Genomic DNA, 17,595 nt, shown 5'->3' on the forward strand with positions numbered 1-17,595 from the left:
TCGTGAGTAGCCGGGCCACCCAGCCGACGAGAGCCGATGCTTCCCGAGTCGACCCGCCGCCAGACCATCCTGCGCCTCGCCCTGCCGATCATCGCCGGTATGCTCTCCCAGAGCCTGCTCAACCTGATCGATGCCGCCCTGGTGGGCAGCCTCGGCGAGGTTCCGCTGGCCGGCGTCGGCATCGGCGGCTATGCGATCTTCCTGATTACCGCCGTGGTCTTCGGCCTCTCCTCCGGGGTCCAGGCCCAGACCGCCCGGCGCCATGGCGAGCAGGACTGGGCCAGTCGCGCCCAGCCCCTGGGGGCGGGCCTGCTGATCGCCCTGCTGGTGGCCGGCCCCTTGTCACTGCTCTGCCTGTGGCAGGCGCCACGGCTGCTGGGGTGGATCAACCAGGACGCCGCCGTGCACGCCGAGGCGGTGAGCTACTTCCGCTGGCGAGTGCTCTCCCTGGTCCCGGTGGCGATGATCTTCTGCTTCCGCGGCTACTGGAACGGCATCCAGCGCACCGGCATCTACCTGCGCATCATCCTGGTGATGCATGCGGTCAATGTGCTGGCCAGCATCGGCCTGATCTTCGGCTACTGGGGACTGCCGCGCCTGGAGGCCGCCGGCGCCGGCGCCGGCACCACGGCCTCGCTGCTGGTGGGCGTGGCCCTCTGGGCGCTGGTCAGCGGGCGCCACCTCGGCGCCCGCTCAGGCCCCCGGCGCTGGCCGCGGCCGGCCATCCTGGCCACCACCCTGCGCCTGGCCACCCCCCACTCCTTCCAGCAGCTGTGGTTCGCCGCCGGCTATGCGGTGCTGTTCTGGGTCCTCGGCCAGCTGGATACCGCCAGCGTGGCGGTGGGCCATGTGCTGGTGAACCTGTCGCTATTGCTGATCCTGCCCGGGGTCGGCCTGGGCCTGGCCGCCCTTAGCCTGGTGGGCCAGGCCATGGGCCGCGAGGCCCTTGGAGACGCCCATCGCTGGGGCTGGGACGTGGTGCGCCTGGCCTGGCCCTGCCTGGCGGCCCTGGCGCTGCCCATGCTGCTCTTCCCCGAGGCGGTGCTGTCGATTTTCCTGCATGACCCCGAGCTGATCCGCATGGGCCAGTTGCCCCTGCGGCTCACCGCCCTGATGATCGTGCTGGATGCCGCCGCCCTGGTCCTGGGCCAGGCCCTGCTGGGGGCCGGCGCCAATCGCACCGTGATGACCCTGACCCTGGCCACCCAGTGGCTGCTGTTCCTGCCCCTGGCCTGGTGGGTCGGGGTGGTGCTGGAACAGGGCCTGATCGGCATCTGGTGGGTGCAACTGGGCTATCGCTGCTTCAACTCCCTATGCTTCGCCTGGATCTGGCAACGCCGTCGCTGGCAGCGACTGGTTATCTAGCGGCCTCCTTGGTCGCTACTAATAACCCTTTAATAAAAATCTATGATCATTTATTCTTTCATAGAATAAAGAGAGAGGAGTAAGGTGCCAGCATACGGCACCCTATTTTTTGGCCCCGACTAGCAGGACACCCCTGAATGTATCGGTACGACACCTACGATCAGACGCTCGTCGACGAACGCGTCGCCCAGTTCCGTGACCAGATGGCGCGCCACCTGGCCGGGCGTCTGCCGGAAGAGGAATTCCGCCCGCTGCGCCTGCAGAACGGGCTCTATATCCAGAAGCATGCGCCCATGCTGCGCATCGCCATCCCCTACGGCATGCTCTCCGCCACCCAGCTGCGGCGCCTGGGCGAGATCACCCGCCGCTACGACCGCGGCTACGCCCACTTCACCACCCGCCAGAACCTGCAGCTCAACTGGCCGGCGCTGGAGGACGTGCCGGAGATCCTCGCCGAGCTCGCCGAAGTGCAGATGCATGCCATCCAGACCAGCGGCAACTGCATCCGCAACACCACCAGCGACCAGTTCGCCGGCATCGCCCGGGACGAGGTGGAGGATCCCCGCCCCTGGTGCGAGCTGATTCGCCAGTGGTCGACCCTGCATCCGGAATTCGCCTTCCTGCCGCGCAAGTTCAAGATCGCCGTGACCGGCGCCGCCGCCGACCGGGCCGCCATCCAGGTCCACGATATCGGCCTGCGGCTGTGGCACGACGACCAGGGTGAACTGCGGGTCAAGGTGCTGGCCGGCGGCGGCCTGGGCCGTACGCCGATGATCGGCGACGTGGTGCGCGAGGACCTGCCCTGGCAGCACCTGCTGACCTACCTGGAGGCCTGCGTGCGGGTCTACAACCAGTTCGGTCGCCGCGACAACAAGTTCAAGGCGCGTATCAAGATCCTGGTCAAGGCGCTGGGCATCGAGGAGTTCCGCCGTCGCGTCGACGCCGAGTGGGCCCACCTCAAGGATGGCCCCCAGACCCTGACCCGGGAGGCCGTGGAGGCCGCCCGCGCTCACTTTATCGAGCCGGAGCGTCGTCCGGTGGCCGAGGACGCCATCGCCGCCGTCGAGGCGCTGCGTGGCGAGAACCGCGCCTTCGGTCGCTTCGTCACCAATAACGTCACCGACCACAAGGTGCCCGGCTACAAGGCGGTCACCCTGTCGCTGAAGCGTCGCGAGCATGCCCCCGGGGACGTCACCGCCGACCAGCTCGACGCCGTGGCGGATCTCGCCGAGCGCTACAGCTTCGGCGAGGTACGGGTCACCCACGAGCAGAACCTGGTGCTCTCCGACGTGCCGGTGGACGAGCTCGAGACCCTGTGGCGAGAGCTGGATGAGCTGGGCATGGCCAACCCCACCGTGGGCACCCTCAACGACATCATCTGCTGCCCCGGCGGCGACTACTGCGGCCTGGCCAATGCGGTATCGATCCCCATCGCCCAGGCCCTCCAGGAACGCTTCGAGGACCTCGACTTCCTCTACGATCTCGGCCCCCTGGACCTCAATATCTCCGGCTGCATGAACGCCTGTGGCCACCACCACGTGGGCCATATCGGCATCCTCGGCGTCGACAAGAAGGGTGAGGAGTACTACCAGATCTCGCTCGGCGGCAACGCCAGCGACGACGCCTCCCTGGGCAAGATTCTCGGCCCCTCCTTCTTCCGCGAGGACGTGCCCGAGGTGATCGACAAGGTGCTCAAGGTCTTCGTCGAGCAGCGCCACGACGACGAGACCTTCCTCGACACCTATCGCCGTATCGGTCTCAAGCCCTTCAAGGAGCGGGTCTATGCCTGACACCCAACTCGAGCACGCCCAGACCCTGATCAAGCTGGGTCAACCGGAACAGGACGACTGGGCCCTGTCCCGCCACGAGGAGGCCCTGCCCGGCCAGCGCCCGGTGATCGTGCCCCTGGCCCTGTGGCTGGACCACGCCGGTGACGAGGGCCTGGCGCCCTGGCTGCCCAGCGATACCGAGCTGACGCCTGAGCTGGCCGAGCGCCTGGCGGCGGCGCCGCTGATCGCCATCGACTTCCCCGCCTTCACCGACGGTCGCGGCTACAGCCTGGCGCGGCTGCTGCGCGAGCGCTACGGCTACGGCGCCGAGGTGCGCGCCATCGGCGATGTGCTGGTGGATCAGCTCTACTACATGAGCCGCTGCGGCTTCGATGCCCTGGCCCTGCGGGAGGATCAGCACCTGGAGGATGCCCTGCGTGCCCTGGGCGCGTTCAGCGTCAGCTATCAGCCGGCGGTGGACAGCCAGGAGGCGCTCTTCGAGCGCCGCCTGAAGGAGCAGAAAGGCGCCTGAGCCCCTGCGCTTTTCGGAACGACACGGCCCCGGCAATTGCCGGGGCCGTGTCGTCTGGGGAGCGGCCTCAACCGCGGCGCTTCTGCTGCCGCTCCCGGTTGGCGGCCCGCGCCCGTTCGCTCTTGCGCAGCAGCACATAGGTGGCGCCCAGGCCGCCATGTGGCGGCTGGGCGGAGGCGAAGGCCTGCACCGAAGCGAACTGGCGCAGCCACTTGTCGAGGTAGGCGCGACGCAGGTTGGCGGGGCCGTCGTCGCGGCTGCCCCGGCCATGCACGATCAGCAGACAGCGCAGGTCGTGGGCCTCGGCGTCACGAATAAAGCCGAACAGCTCCCGACGGCACCGCTCCAGGGGTACCTTGATCAGGTGCAGCTGCGCCTGGGGAGCATAGCCGCCCTGGCGCAGGCGATCCATGACCCCGGTCTGGATGCCGTCCCCCCGGTAGGCCAGCGGATCCCAGGCGCCCAGCGGCTCGACAAACTCATCGGAGAGGAAGTTGCTCTCCTCGCCGACCGCCTCGGCGTCGCGGCGCCGAGCCAGCTGTGCCTCGCTGGGCCCCCGGCGCTTGTGCCCCGGGTCGGCGCGTCCCTGGCCGCGGCGCAGCGGCTCCACCTCCCCCATCAGGTGACGAAAGTCCTGTGATTCCTGACCCATGGTGATTGCCTCCTTGAGACCCGATCCCTATGGTAACCCCCGTGGGGAGTCCCTTGTCACCCTCCTGCCGTCCCCCTTGCCCACGAGACGATTCCATGCCGCTACGCTATTTCCTGACCGGCCTGCTGGGGTTGCCGCTGCTGGTGACGGGCTACCTCTGGTGGACCCTGCTGAGCCCGTTCGGTTACTCGCCGCCGCAGGAACTGGCCCCGATCGCCGCCGGTGAGCACCGGGTTTTCGTCTACGGCACCCTGCGGTATGCCCCGCTGCGCTGGCTGGTCTATGGACGCAGTGGCGACCCCGAGCCCGCCAACCTTCCCGGCTATCGCCGCGAGGGGCTGGATATCAGGCGCGATGACGAAGCCAGCGTCGAGGGGCTGTTGCTGCGGGTCGATGCCGGGGAACTGGCGAGGCTGGATCGCTACGAGCGACTGGGCATTCGCTACGAGCGGGTGGAGCTCCCCTTGATGGATGGTCGTCTCGCCTGGGTCTATCGACGGATAGATTAGCCGAGGCTGGGGCTGTTAGGCCAGACAGATAGATAACGGTATAAATCGACTAAGAGGACAGGGATACCGCCTCGCCTTGTGAGGGGGCTGGGGCCGCCCTACAATAGCCGCCAAGCCACTGATTCTGCTGCGAGGAGCCCCGCCGATGATCACCCTCTATCACAACCCCCGCTGCTCCAAGTCGAGGGAAGCCCTGGCCCTGCTGGAAGCCCGCGGCGTCGACTTCCGGGTCCACCGCTACCTGGACGAGCCGCTGGATGCCCAGGCGCTGCGCGACTTGGCCGCACGGCTCGATGATGCCGGAGCCCTGCTGCGCAGCAACGAGGCGGAATGGAAGGCCCTGGACCGGGACGCCATGGATCTCGAGACGGTGATCGATGCCATCGCCGCGACCCCCAAGCTGATGCAGCGCCCCATCGCCGACCGCGGCGATCGTGCCATCATCGGCCGCCCCCCGGAAGCGATCCTGGCCCTGCTCGACTGATCGCCGCCCTATCTCCCCGACCTATGCCGCCGTCCCCGGAGCTCCCATGCCTGACGCCCTCCCCTATGTGCTGATCCTCTATTATTCCCGCCATGGCGCCACCCGCGCCCTGGCCGAGCAGATCGCCGCCGGCGTGGAGTCCCGGTCGGGCATCGCCGCGCGGCTGAGAACCGTGCCGCCGGTCTCCCCCACCTGCGAGGCGGTGGACCCGGAGATTCCCGCCGAGGGGGCCGTCTACGCCAGCCTGGACGACCTGCGCCACTGCACCGCCCTGGCGCTGGGCAGCCCCACCCGCTTCGGCAATATGGCGGCGCCCCTCAAGCATTTTATCGATACCACCAGCGAGCTGTGGGTCGGCGGGGCCCTGATCGACAAGCCGGCCACCGCCTTTACCTCCACCTCGAGCCTGCACGGCGGCCAGGAGAGCACCCTGATCAGCATGCTGCTGCCGCTGCTGCATCACGGCATGGTCTATGCCGGCCTGCCCTATAGCGAGACGGAGCTCTATACCACCACCGCCGGGGGCACCCCCTATGGCGCCAGCCATCTGGCCGGTCAGCGCAGCGACAAGCCCCTGGATGAGGCCGAACGTCACCTCGCCTTCGCCCAGGGGCGGCGTCTGGCGCGCCTGGCCCTGGCCCTGGAGGGCGCCCGATGAGACAGCGACTGGAACGCTGGGAGGCCGAACGCGGCCTGGATACCCTGACCGCTGGCAGCCGCCGCCTGGTGCTGGGTAGCTACGCCGCGTTGGCGCTGTTACTGGCCTTCGCCGGCTGGCGGCTGCAAGCGGGCACCAGCCTGATAGCAGCGTTGATCTATCTGCTGCCCCTGCTGCTCTTCCTGCCCTCGCTGATCGCCAGGCGCCCCCGGGGCCATGCCTGGCTGGCCTTCGTCAGCCTGCTCTATTTCATGATGGGGGTGAATATCGCCATCCTGCCGGGACTGGGCCTGCTGGGCATGGCCATCGTCGTCGCCGCCCTGGCGCTGTTCGTCGGTGCCACCGGCTATGCCCGCTTCCGCAGCCGCCAGCTGCGCCGTGACGCCTGACCCCAGCCACCCATTCACGCTCGCTCCTCCACTACTTCAAAGCCTGAAACCGCCAGGCCATCAGGGCCAGCCGAGGAGCGATCAGCGAGATCGGTATCACAGCACCGTCAGTCCTCTCGAGGACCATGGTCCGGCTCGGCTCGAGCCCTTAAGATAAAGGGCAACCCCCTAAACGACATCGGTGGCTGTTGAGCTCGCCTCGAGCCCTTAAGATAGGGGCAACCCCCTGAACGACATCGGCGGCTGTTGAGCTCGCCTCGAGCCCTTAAGATAGGGGCAACCCCTGAACGACATCGGCGGCTGTTGAGCTCGCCTCGAGCCCTTAAGATAGGGGCAACCCCTGAACGACATCGGCGGCTGTTGAGCTCGCCTCGAGCCCTTAAGATAGGGGCAACCCCTGAACGACATCGGCGGCTGTTGAGCTCGCCTCGAGCCCTTAAGATAGGGGCAACCCCTGAACGACATCGGCGGCTGTTGAGCTCGCCTCGACAACCGGCAACCCCATGAACGACTTCAAGGAGAACGCCATGACACGCAATATCGCCGATATCCGCCGCGACTACGAAGGGGGGCGCCTGGATACCGACTCGACCCCCGAAGCGCCGATGACGCTGTTCGAGGAGTGGCTGGCCCTAGCGCTCGAGACCGAGGGGGATGACGGCAACGCCATGACCCTGGCCACGGTGGACAGCCAGGGGTTGCCCCATGCCCGCATCGTGCTGCTCAAGGGCATCGACGACAAGGGACTGTGCTTCTACACCAACTACCACAGCCACAAGGGCAGCGAGCTGGCCAATGTGCCCCACGCCGCCCTGGTCTTCTGGTGGCCCAAGCTGGATCGCCAGGTGCGCATCGAGGGGCCGGTCAGCCAGGTCAGTCCGGAAGAGTCGGATCACTACTTCGCCAGCCGCCCCCGGGGCAGCCAGTTGGGCGCCTGGATCGCCACCCAGAGCGTGGAGATTCCCGATCGCGACTGGCTGGCAGAGCGCCAGAACCGCTTCGAACAGGCCTATGACGGCCAACCGGTAATGCGTCCGGCCAACTGGGGTGGCTACCGGGTGATCCCCGAGATGATCGAGTTCTGGCAGGGTCAGCCCAGTCGATTGCATGACCGGATTCGCTACAGCCTGCGCGACGCGCAGTGGAGCAAGGTGCGCCTGGCCCCCTAAGGGGACCGTGATACCAACGACGGCCACCCCAGAGTGGGTGGCCGTCGGCATTTCCAGGTCGGGGTCACCCGCCCGGCGTCAGTCCGGCTGGCTATCGAGGCGGTGACGCTGCCATTCGCTGCTCGGCTCGTTGAGCCGCAGGGTGGCATCCACCACCTGCTCCTCCATGTTGTAGCGCAGCCGGAACCCCAGGTGCTTCATCAGCGCCCGCATGGGGTGATTGTCCACCATGATCTGGCCCACCATCTCCAGGGTGCCCACCCCCTTGCAGTAGCGGATCATCTTATTCATCAGCAGGCTGCCCAGGCCCTGGCCCTGGAGGTCGTCGCGGATGATGATGGAGAACTCGGTGCGAATGTTGTCCGGGTCGTTCCATACCCGCACCACGCCCAGCATCTCCTTGTCGCCCTCCTCGCCGTGACGCTCGGCGATAAAGGCCATCTGCCGGTCGTAGTTGATATGCGCCAGCATCGAGAGGTCGCGCTGGGTCAGCGACGCCTTGTTGTGGAAATAGCGAAAGCGAATGCTCTCCTCGGAGAGCCGGGTATGGAAGCCGGTGATCAGCGGCGCATCCTCGGCACGGATCGGCCGCACCTCCACCTGCATGCCGTTGGGCAGGGTCAGCCACTCCCGGAGTTCCTCCGGGTAGGGCATGATGGCATGGCGCCCCGGCGACCCCAGGTCCATGGCGAAGTCCACCGCCACCATGCCGTCGCGATTGAGCACCAGGGGATTGATCTCCAGCCCCTGCAGCCGCGGCAGGTCGGCGGCCAGCTGGGAGAGCTGCACCAGCAGGCGGCGCAGCCGCTCCAGGTCACGCTCCGGGTCCCGGGAGTGTTCGCGAATCAGCTTGGCGGCATGGGTGCGCTGGATCAGGTCGTCGGCCAGGGTGATATTGAGCGGCGGCAACGCCACCTGGCGATCCGCCAGCACATTGACCTTGTAGCCACCGATACCGAACAGGACCACCGGGCCGAACACCGGATCCCGGGTGATGCCGGCGCACAGCTGCAGGGAGTGCTTGCCGCGTTGCATGGGCTGCAGGCAGAACTCCTGGATGGGGCTGTCGGGAAACTTCTCCGCCACCTTGTCGGCCAGCCGGCGCATCCCCTCGGCCACCTGGGCGGGGCTCTCCAGGTCCTGGAGCAGCCCCGCCGAGAGCTTGTGGGGATGGCGCCGGTAACGAAAGGGCGTGCAGTTATGATCGTGCACCACCTTCAAGGCCAGGGGCCCTTCCAGCTCGGCGGCCGCCGACTCCCCCTCCTCCGGCGTAACGGGGTAACGGGACGGCGCCGACGCGATCCCGTAGGCGGCCAACACCCGGGCGGTCTCGCTATGGGTCAGGCGCCGGCGGCCCGCCTCCCAGGCCCGGTCGATCAGGGCGCGACAGCGGTCGCGACTCTCGGCGGCCGTGGTAAAGGGCAGGCTCGGCGGGGTCTCCTGGAGCAGCGCCTGGACCCGCTGGTAATCGACCATATGCATAAAGGCCTTGACCGCCTTCTCCGGCGACATATAGGTGGGCAACCCGGCCAGGTGGAACTCATGGCGCGCCGCCATGGCCTCCTCCAGGCCCATCCAACTGGTCAGCAGGTTGCGCCGGAAGCGCCTGCGGTTGGCGATGATCGCCTCGGCGGTGGCCCTGGCCGGCGCCAGCCGGGTCGGCGCATGCACCACCAGCACGGCGTCCACGTTGGCATCGGCGGCCACCAGCGCCAGCGCCTCCACCAGCCGCTCGGGGGTGGCATCGCTGCCCAGGTCCACCGGGTTGCGGCCCGGCAGGGTCATGTCGAAGTCCGCCGCCTGCAGCGCCTCCCGGGTCGCGTCGGTGAACTCCGCCAGGCGCCCGCCGGCGCTGACCAGCTTATCGATGGCCAGCATCGCCGGCCCCAGGCCGTTGGCGACGATGGCCAGGCGATCGCCGCGCAGGGGCTTCATCCTCGACAGGGTCTCCAGGGCATCGAAGAGCTCGTCGGAGTCATTGACCCGCACCACCCCGGCCCGCGCCAGGGCGGCATCGAAGATCACGTCGCGATTGGCCACCCCCGGGGTGGGTGGCAGATTGGAGAGGTCCGAGGCGCTAGTGCGCCCACTCTTGATGGCCAACACCAGGCGATGGCGCGACGCCTCGCGCAGCGCGGTCATGAAGTGCTGGGCATCGTGGATGCGCTCCAGATGCAGCAGCAGCGCCTGGGACGGGGCGTACTGGTTGATATAGTCGATCAGGTCGGGGAGCAGTACATCGACGCTGTCGCCCAGGGTCACCAGATGCGAGAAGCCGATGCCACGCCCCGCCGCCCAGTCGATCATGGCGTTGCCCAGCATCCCGGACTGGCCCAGGTAGGCGACCTTGCCCGCCTTGACCGGTTGACCGGCATAGGTGGCGTTGAGCCGCCGTCCCGGCACCACGATGCCCATGCACTCCGGGCCCAGGATACGAATTCCCGAGGGGCGTGCCGCCGCCAGCATGCGGGTGCGGATCGAGCCCTCGCCGTCGGCGCTATCATCGAGGTGGGAGCCCCCCGAGAGCACCAGGGCCGCCTTGACACCGAAGGCGCCCAGGCGCTTGATCAGCTTGGGCAGGGTGGCCACCGGGGTACAGACGACCGCCAGGTCGGGCACCTCCGGCAGGTCGTCGACCCGGGTCACGCAGGGCTGGCCATGAACGCTCTCGTAGCCCTTGCGGTTGACCGCCCAGATGGGGCCGCGGAAGCCGCCCTCCTGGAGGTTGCGGATCACCAGCCCGCCCATGGAGTGGGGCTTCTCCGAGGCCCCCACCACCGCCAGGCTACGCGGTTCGAAGAAATGTCTGAGAAAACGTGTGCTCACCGGCGACTCCCCCGCGACTGTCCGCTCCCTGTGTACGACTTATTGGCACTGTCATGCAAGGCCAACCAGCGTTTAAGGTCGTGGCGACGCGCCTGGAGCCTGCCATGATCACCGCCTATATCACCCACCCCCGCTGCCTCGACCACCATATGGGGCCGGAGCATCCCGAGAGCCCGCTGCGCCTGGAGGCGATCCGTGCCCGCCTGTCGCTGGCCGGCCTGCTCCAGCAGACCATGCAGTCCGAGGCCAAGCCGGCCAGCGACGAGCAACTGGAACGGGTGCATCCACGGCGCCATATCCAGTCGCTGATCAAGTGCGTCCCCGAGCATGGCTTGATCTCCCTGGACGGCGACACCCTGATGAACCCCGCTAGCCTGGACGCGGCCCGGGTCGCCGCCGGGGCGGTGATCCGCGGCGTCGACCAGGTCTACCGCCGGCAGGCCGACAACGTCTTCTGTGCGGTGCGCCCGCCGGGACACCACGCCGAGGCCAGCGAAGCCATGGGCTTCTGTTTCTTCAATAACGTGGCGGTGGGGGCCGCCCATGCCCGGGCCCAGTATGGCGCCAGCCGCATCGCCATCCTCGACTTCGACGTCCACCAGGGCAACGGCACCGTGGACATCTTCAAGGACGACCCCGGGGTGCTGGTCTGCTCCAGCTACCAATACCCGCTGTACCCCTGGCGCTACCTCAAGGCGGAGTTCACCAATGTGATCAATACGCCGCTGCCCGCCGGCAGCGACGGCGCCGTCTTCCGCGAGGCCATCGAGCGCGACTGGCGGCCGGCCCTGGAGGCCTTCCGCCCGGAGCTGGTGCTGGTCTCGGCGGGCTTCGATGGCCATCGGGACGATCCCCTGGCGGAGCTCTGCCTCACCGAGGCCGACTATGACTGGGTCACTCGCTTCGCCCTGGAGATCGCCGCGCGCTTCGCCGACAACCGCCTGGTCTCGGTGCTGGAGGGAGGCTATGACCTGGAGTCCCTGGGACGCAGCGCCGGGGCCCATGTGCGGGCACTGCTGGGACTGCCCTTCGAGGGCTGAACCACGCTGACGCCGCTGCCTATCCCGGTGTCGCCGTGGGACAGGCGCCGCCCCACGGCGGCCGGTGTTCTATGGTACGCTTTGAGGAAATATTTTTCCGATAGTGAACCTTATGACCGCCACCACCGATCAGGCTGCCGCCCTGCGTATCGCCTCGGGACGCAAGGCCTTCGTCGAGCCGCTGCGACTCGGCGAGCGGCTCAAGGAGATCCGTCTCGCCAATCACTGGACCCTGGACGACGTCAGCCAGCGTACCGGCCTGGCCCGCTCGACCCTGTCGAAGATCGAGAACGACCAGATCTCGCCCACCTTCAGCGCGGTGCAGAAACTGATCACCGGCCTGGATATCGACCTGCCCCAGTTGCTCAGCCCCCCCAAGGCCCAGCAGCGCACCCTGGGGCGGCGCGACCTGACCCGGGTCGGCGAGGGGCAGCTCCATCCCACCCCCACCTACGAGCACGAGCTGCTCTCCTGGCAGCTGGCCCAGAAGCGCATGATCCCCTTCAAGACCATCGTGCGGGCCCGCCACTTCGAGGAGTTCAACGAGTGGGTGCGCCATGACGGCGAGGAATTCCTGATCGTCCTAGAGGGGGCGATCCTGCTCTACACCGAGTTCTATGAGCCGCTGCGCCTGGAGCGCGGCGACAGCATCTACTTCGACAGCGACATGGGCCATGCGCTGATCTCGGTGAGTGAAGAAGACGCCGTGGTGCTCTCGGTCTGTACCCGAGGCGATGTGGTCTGACGGACTAGTCCCAACGCCCCCGAGAGCAACAAAAAAGGCCCCATAACGGGGCCTTTTGCATGGTGTCGGCTGTCACTCAGCGCCCGGGATGGGCCTCGGCCTCGGTGCCGGCCAGCTCGCGGTACATCATTTTGTCGCTGAAGGCCACGCCATAGCGCGCCCGGGACCAGGCATAGAGCACCAGGCCGAGGCCCATCCACCCCAGAAACAGGACCCACTCCGCCGGCGCCAACGCCGCCGGGCTACCCGGCAGATAGAGGGCGATCAGGCCCAGGGAGAGCAACACGGCGATCACGCCCACCACCATGCCCTGGCGCACCTTGAAGGGGCGCTCCATCTCCGGTGCCTTGATGCGCAGCATCACGAAGGAGAGCGACACGAAGAGGTAGGCGATCACGATCCCCAGGCCACCGGCGACCACCAGCCAGACCAGGGCCGGACGCCCGAAGAAAGGCGCCAGACAGGAGAGCAGCCCCATCAGCAGGATGGCATTGGTGGGGGTGCGGTGCTTGGGGTGCAGCTTGGCCAGGAAGGCCGGCAACATGCCCGAGTGGGCCAGGGCGTAGATGGCCCGGGAGCCACCAACGTAGAAGGCATTCCAACTGGTGATGATCCCGGCGATCCCCGCCAGCACCATCAGGTTACCCGCCCAGGGAGCCCGGAACACCGCCTGCATGGCATCGGGCACCGCCAGGGAGCTGGCCCCCAGCGCCTCGGCATCCAGCATCAGGGAAGTGCCGAGGATGATCAGCGCATACCAGAACACCGCCATGATCACCGAGACCATCAGTACCCGGCCGATCTCCCGGAACGGCAGGTTGATCTCCTCGGCGGCCTGGGGAATGACGTCGAAGCCGACGAACATGAAGGGCACCATGATCAGTACCAGCATGATGCCGCCCATCACCCCCTCGGAGGTATTGAACAGCGGTTCCATGGTCGCCCGTTCGCCCTCGAATAGCGCCCCGGTGATAAACATGATGCCCACCACCAGGATCAACAGGGTCACCACCTTCTGCACCAGGGCCGCGGTGCGGATGCCCACATAGTTGATCGCCATCATCGCCACGGAACCGGCGACGCCCACCACCACCCAGGTGGCCTGAACGTCCCAGCCGGCGATGGACCACAGATGGCCCACCGCATAGCCGGGGAAGAGGTGCTCCACCACGGTGGGCAGCGCCACCGCCTCGAAGGCCACCACGCTCACATACCCCAGGGCAATGGCCCAGGTGCAGAAGAAGGAGGCGAAGTGGCCGAGGGCCCGATAGCTGTAGACATGCTCACCGCCTACCTGGGGCATGGCCGAGGCCAGCTCGGCATAGGTCAGGCCCACCAGCACGATGGCGATACCGCCGAGGATAAAGGCGGTGATGGCGCCGAGGCTGCCGGCGGACTGTATCCAGCTGCCGGTCATCACGATCCAGCCCCAGCCGATCATGGCGCCGAAGGCCAGCGCCAACACATCCTTGCGTGCCAGCACACGCGTCAATTGAGTTGCGGAGGGTGAGTCCGTCATGGGTGTCTGCCTCAAGATTTGAATTATCGTAAAAAATGCCATTTTATCGACACTTTTGTATCTTATATGCCACGCGCGACAAAGATAATTGACAGGCAAGGTGGACACAAGCGCCCCGGATAATTCCTGGGGCTCGCGAAGAAAAGCAGCATGAGTGCGGTTGGACACCGCACCAGAATCGTGCAGAAAATCAAACAACTGCACCAGCAGGAATCAGCGGCGGCGATCCCCGGGGCGACGCGCCGGCATGGCATCCAGCACCAGCCGCTCGCCGGCATGGATGGCCTGGAAGTGCTTGCCCTTGGCCCGGGCGATCAGCAGCACCCCGAAGCGGCTGGCCAGCTCCACCCCCTTCTGGGTGACCCCGGAACGGGAGACCAGTACGCCGATGCCCATCTGGGCCACCTTGAGCACCATCTCCGAGGTCAGGCGTCCGGTGGTATAGAAGATATCCGCCGCCGTCGACTCCGCCTCTTCCAGCCACTGGCGCCCGGCCAGGGTATCCACCGCATTGTGGCGCCCCACGTCCTCGACGAAATCGAGCACCACCTCCTGGCGGCACAGGGCACAACCATGCACGGCCCCGGCGCTGCGATAGGTCTCGTTATAGGCGCCCAGGTTATCCAGCAACCGATAGAGCACCGACTGACTTAACCGGGTGGCCGGCGGCGTCGGGGGAATGCTCTCCAGCAGCCGCCCAAAGACGGTGCCCTGGCCGCAGCCGGTGGTCACGGTACGCGTGGCCAAGCGTGCCTCCAGGTCCTCGGGCGGGTGGCGGGTGACCACGGCGGCGGACTCCACCTCCCAATCCACCGCCACCTGAACCAGGTCTTCCCGGGCCGCCACCAGGCCCTGATTGCGCAGGTAGCCCACCACCAGGGCCTCCGGGTCGGCCCCCAGGGTCATCAGGGTGACGATCTCGCGCTTGTTGAGGTAGACCGTCAGGGCCCGCTCGGCGGCGATCGCCTGGCGTCGGGGCTCGCCATACTCATCGACGACCTCGATCTCCAGGGTAGCCGGCAGCCGGGCATGGGTACGCGGCAAGGCAAGCATTCGCAACTCCTTAATCAATCGTTGACCCCGATCATGGCAGTCTCGGCCGGGACTGTCTTTACTGCAGGGGAGTCAAGCCGACAAGAGCGCCCCATGCCAGCCACCACATCCTGCTCCCTCAGTTTCGACCTGTCGAGCGTCCCCGTCACCATCAAGGGCTTTACCCGCCTGCGCTGGAAAATCGTCGACCTGACGCCGGGCGAGGCCGGCCCCTGTTGCCTGACGCTGCAGCTGCTGATGACCGAGCGCGCCGCCTACCGCTTCAACCTGGCCTCCGCCGCCCCTCGACTCTTCCTGCGCGCCGGTGACAGCGATACGCCTGAGCCCCAACCCAGCGCCATCACCGCCAGCCAGGAGGTGGCGGCGGCCTGGATGGACGGCGAGCAATGCGTTCTCGAGGTGGCCATGCCGCTGGCCATCCAGGCCTGGATCGAGGCCTATCTGGCCCGCCACGGCGAGGCGCCCCCGGAGGGCCGCAAGAAAAAACGCCAGGGCGCCGGTCGCGCCCGGGAGCTGCAACCATGAGGGAGATAGCCATGAGTCGCCTGTCCCACTGGTCCGAGCGCAAGCGTGAAGCCTCTCAGGCCGAGGAAGCCCCGGCCCCGCCGCCCGTCGACGAGGCCGACGTCGAGATATCGGCGACACCAGCCGCCGATGACGCCCTGCCCGACCCCGACGACCTGGCGCCGGGCAGCGAGATCTCCGCCTTTATGGCCAGCGGCGTCGGCGAGGCCCTGCGCCGCCGCGCCCTGCGCCGCCTCTTCGCCGGCGACCAGTATGGCGTGCGCGACGGCCTGGATGACTACGACGACGACTATCGGCGCCTGCAGCCGCTGGCCGGCGAACTGGCCGAGCGCCTGCGGCGCTGGACCCGCCCCGCGGAAGCGCCGGCCGAGGACAACCTGTCCACCGAGGCAGAGGGCGAAGCCGACCCTCGCCAAGACGACGAGCAGTCGCCACCGGCTTCCTCACCCGAGGCGCCGACGACGGAGGCTATCGGGCCGGACGCGCCCCCACCGGCGAAAACATTAGACCAAGGATGATCTGGCGAGATACCCAGAACCGACCACACTCATTCATTAGCGATAAAAAAATAAGCCCGAGAGGCAGGCCCGGCCGCGACGGCCCCGGCAACGTCACAAACTAGGGCCGTGAAGTAGGACCGTGACTAAAGACCGTGACTAGGACCGTGAGAAACCATGACCCCATCGCTAGCGGCCGACGACCGTAACCGTCTGGCCCGGGAGAGCGCCTATCGCCGCGTCTCCTGGCCTCGCAACCTGGCGCCAAGCAGCGTCACCTATGCCAGCGCCGGCCATGCCCTGCTGATCGGCAACGAAGCCGATACACGCCGCGCCGCCGTGGCGTTGGAAAATCTCGGGCTGGCCTCCCTGACCCTGCTGTTTACCGAGGCCATCGACGGCGAGGAGGCCGACGAGCTGCTGAGCCGGACCCGGGCCCTGCCCAGCCATTCCCTGAATCGCGGCGAGGCCGAGGCCCTGACCCTCGAGGGCTACCTGGGACGCTTCCGCGTCGGCCTGAAGCGGGGAGGCGAGTGGCTCGACCTGGCCCGGGCCCTGGCCGGGCGCGACCACTTCGACCTGGTCCTCGACCTGGACAGCCGCCCGCGGCTCGACCTGGAACTGCCGCCGCCGGGCTACCTGGCCAGCCGTGGCGAGCCCCTCGAGGCCTCGGCCCTGGCCGACTGGGCGGCCCTGGTGGGCGAGTTCGACAAGCCCCGCTACTTCGAGATCGAGGCTAGCCTCTGCGCCCATGACGCCCAGGGCAAGCGCGGCTGCAGCCGCTGCCTCGAGGTCTGCCCCGCCGATGCCATCGCCAGCCACCCGGGACGCATCGAGGCCCGGGTCGAGATTGACCCCTTTCGCTGCCATGGCGTGGGCAGCTGCACCAGCGCCTGCCCCACCGGCGCCATCCGCTACCGTCTGCCGGAGGATCACCAGTTGCAGCACACCCTCGCCGCCTGGCTCGAGCACTATCGCCAGGCGGGGGGCCGCGACCCGGTGGTACGCTTCGCCGCCGCGGCCGATCTCGCCGACGAGGCCCGGGTGGCCGGCCAGCTGATTGACCTGCCCCTGGAGGAGCTCGGCAGCGCCGGCCATGATCAGTGGCTGGCGGCCCTGGCCTTCGGGGCGGCGGAAGTCCGTATTCAGTACATGGCTGAGATGCCCGAGCGCCTTCGGACCTTCCTGGACGGCGAACTCGCCCTGGCTCACGGCCTGCTCGAGGCCCTGGGACTGCCTCCCGAGCGAATCCGGGCCATCGACGCGGATCCCGCGGCCCGGGATGCCCCGCCGCGTCTCCCGGCCCTGGCCCCCCTGAGCGAGGCCCCCGACGAGCCCGGCAAGCGCGAACGCCTGAATCACGTGCTTGATCATCTGGCCGCCCAGGGCCGCAGCGATGGCGGCCGCCATGGGCTGCCCCGGGGCACCGCCTATGGCGGTATCCGGGTGGATAGCCAGCGCTGCACCCTCTGCCTGGCCTGCGTCTCCGCCTGCCCCACCCCGGCCCTGGCCGCCGGCCGGGAGCGGCCGGTGCTGAGTCTGCGCGAGGCGGACTGCGTGCAGTGCGGCCTGTGCGAGGCGACCTGCCCGGAGCAGGCCATCGCCCTGGAGCCCGGTTTCCTGGCCGCCCCCGAGCGCAGCGAGCAGCGCACGCTTCACGAGGCCGCCCCCTTCCACTGCATCGGCTGCGGCAAGGCCTTCGCCAGTGCCGCCACCATCGAGGCCATCAAGGGCAAGCTCGCCGCCCACCCCTATTTTTCCGGCGAAGCCGCCCGACGCCTGGAAATGTGCGAAGACTGTCGCGTCCGGGATGTCTGGCGGTCGCTGGCCCGGGATCCCGAAGCGCAACTCAAGGTATGACGC

At 67.7% G+C, this 17,595-nt stretch carries 17 protein-coding genes; 13 read left to right on the forward strand and 4 right to left on the reverse strand.

Going from position 1 to position 17,595, the window contains the following annotated elements; translation table 11 throughout:
* Window positions 1-36: 36 nt before the first annotated feature.
* The 3 genes from ACZ5EF_RS09450 to ACZ5EF_RS09460 all read left to right on the forward strand — a co-directional run bounded on the left by ACZ5EF_RS09450 (window position 37) and on the right by ACZ5EF_RS09460 (window position 3,666).
* Window positions 37-1,365, forward strand: coding sequence for an MATE family efflux transporter (locus tag ACZ5EF_RS09450; RefSeq protein ID WP_346062406.1), 1,329 nt, complete (start codon window positions 37-39; stop codon window positions 1,363-1,365).
* Between the two features lie 137 nt (window positions 1,366-1,502).
* On the forward strand, window positions 1,503-3,155 hold the full coding sequence (locus ACZ5EF_RS09455) for a nitrite/sulfite reductase (protein ID WP_346062405.1): 1,653 nt from the start codon (window positions 1,503-1,505) through the stop codon (window positions 3,153-3,155).
* A complete protein-coding gene (locus ACZ5EF_RS09460) occupies window positions 3,148-3,666 on the forward strand; it encodes a DUF934 domain-containing protein (RefSeq protein ID WP_346062404.1) in 519 nt (172 codons plus the stop codon). Before ACZ5EF_RS09455 ends, ACZ5EF_RS09460 begins: the two co-directional genes overlap by 8 nt.
* 67 nt (window positions 3,667-3,733) lie before the next feature.
* On the opposite strand, the gene smrA is transcribed toward ACZ5EF_RS09460, so the two are convergent.
* Window positions 3,734-4,318: a DNA endonuclease SmrA gene (gene smrA / locus ACZ5EF_RS09465; RefSeq protein ID WP_346062403.1), complete on the reverse strand. Its 585-nt coding sequence runs from the start codon at window positions 4,316-4,318 to the stop codon at window positions 3,734-3,736.
* 95 nt (window positions 4,319-4,413) lie between these two features.
* Here smrA and ACZ5EF_RS09470 point away from each other — a divergent pair, with 95 nt between their 5' ends.
* From ACZ5EF_RS09470 to pdxH, 5 genes are all read left to right on the forward strand, one after another.
* Window positions 4,414-4,827 (forward strand): gamma-glutamylcyclotransferase family protein, encoded by a 414-nt coding sequence (locus ACZ5EF_RS09470; protein ID WP_346062402.1) that lies wholly within the window; start codon window positions 4,414-4,416, stop codon window positions 4,825-4,827.
* Between the two features lie 145 nt (window positions 4,828-4,972).
* Window positions 4,973-5,311: an arsenate reductase family protein gene (locus ACZ5EF_RS09475; RefSeq protein ID WP_346062401.1), complete on the forward strand. Its 339-nt coding sequence runs from the start codon at window positions 4,973-4,975 to the stop codon at window positions 5,309-5,311.
* A 46-nt stretch (window positions 5,312-5,357) separates the two neighbouring features.
* A complete protein-coding gene (gene wrbA, locus ACZ5EF_RS09480) occupies window positions 5,358-5,969 on the forward strand; it encodes an NAD(P)H:quinone oxidoreductase (RefSeq protein ID WP_346062400.1) in 612 nt (203 codons plus the stop codon).
* Complete coding sequence (locus ACZ5EF_RS09485; protein ID WP_346062399.1) at window positions 5,966-6,358, forward strand: DUF2069 domain-containing protein; 393 nt, start codon at window positions 5,966-5,968, stop codon at window positions 6,356-6,358. Before wrbA ends, ACZ5EF_RS09485 begins: the two co-directional genes overlap by 4 nt.
* Before the next feature lie 527 nt (window positions 6,359-6,885).
* On the forward strand, window positions 6,886-7,527 hold the full coding sequence (gene pdxH / locus ACZ5EF_RS09490) for a pyridoxamine 5'-phosphate oxidase (protein ID WP_346062398.1): 642 nt from the start codon (window positions 6,886-6,888) through the stop codon (window positions 7,525-7,527).
* A 78-nt stretch (window positions 7,528-7,605) separates the two neighbouring features.
* On the opposite strand, the gene ACZ5EF_RS09495 is transcribed toward pdxH, so the two are convergent.
* Window positions 7,606-10,353 (reverse strand): bifunctional acetate--CoA ligase family protein/GNAT family N-acetyltransferase, encoded by a 2,748-nt coding sequence (locus ACZ5EF_RS09495; protein WP_346062397.1) that lies wholly within the window; start codon window positions 10,351-10,353, stop codon window positions 7,606-7,608.
* A gap of 104 nt (window positions 10,354-10,457) precedes the next feature.
* Between ACZ5EF_RS09495 and ACZ5EF_RS09500 the strand changes: the two genes are divergently transcribed.
* Window positions 10,458-11,393, forward strand: a complete 936-nt coding sequence (locus ACZ5EF_RS09500; protein WP_346062396.1) for a histone deacetylase family protein — start codon at window positions 10,458-10,460, stop codon at window positions 11,391-11,393.
* A gap of 112 nt (window positions 11,394-11,505) precedes the next feature.
* Complete coding sequence (locus tag ACZ5EF_RS09505; RefSeq protein WP_346062395.1) at window positions 11,506-12,138, forward strand: helix-turn-helix domain-containing protein; 633 nt, start codon at window positions 11,506-11,508, stop codon at window positions 12,136-12,138.
* Window positions 12,139-12,214: 76 nt separating this feature from the next.
* Here the strand turns inward: ACZ5EF_RS09505 and ACZ5EF_RS09510 are convergent, their stop codons facing one another.
* Together ACZ5EF_RS09510 and ACZ5EF_RS09515 are read right to left on the reverse strand one after the other, a co-directional pair.
* Window positions 12,215-13,657: an APC family permease gene (locus ACZ5EF_RS09510; RefSeq protein ID WP_346062394.1), complete on the reverse strand. Its 1,443-nt coding sequence runs from the start codon at window positions 13,655-13,657 to the stop codon at window positions 12,215-12,217.
* Between the two features lie 213 nt (window positions 13,658-13,870).
* On the reverse strand, window positions 13,871-14,710 hold the full coding sequence (locus ACZ5EF_RS09515) for a formate dehydrogenase accessory sulfurtransferase FdhD (RefSeq protein ID WP_346062393.1): 840 nt from the start codon (window positions 14,708-14,710) through the stop codon (window positions 13,871-13,873).
* A 93-nt stretch (window positions 14,711-14,803) separates the two neighbouring features.
* Here ACZ5EF_RS09515 and ACZ5EF_RS09520 point away from each other — a divergent pair, with 93 nt between their 5' ends.
* The 3 genes from ACZ5EF_RS09520 (at window position 14,804) to ACZ5EF_RS09530 (ending at window position 17,592) form a co-directional block, all read left to right on the forward strand.
* Entirely contained in the window at window positions 14,804-15,235 is a 432-nt protein-coding gene (locus tag ACZ5EF_RS09520) for a DUF3305 domain-containing protein (RefSeq protein WP_346062392.1), read from the forward strand.
* Window positions 15,236-15,246: 11 nt separating this feature from the next.
* The gene (locus tag ACZ5EF_RS09525; RefSeq protein ID WP_346062391.1) at window positions 15,247-15,753 is read left to right on the forward strand and encodes a DUF3306 domain-containing protein; all 507 of its coding nucleotides are present in this window, start codon (window positions 15,247-15,249) and stop codon (window positions 15,751-15,753) included.
* 156 nt (window positions 15,754-15,909) lie between these two features.
* Complete coding sequence (locus ACZ5EF_RS09530) at window positions 15,910-17,592, forward strand: 4Fe-4S dicluster domain-containing protein (RefSeq protein WP_346062390.1); 1,683 nt, start codon at window positions 15,910-15,912, stop codon at window positions 17,590-17,592.
* Window positions 17,593-17,595: the final 3 nt, after the last annotated feature.

It is taken from the genome of Bisbaumannia salifodinae (assembly GCF_055388505.1).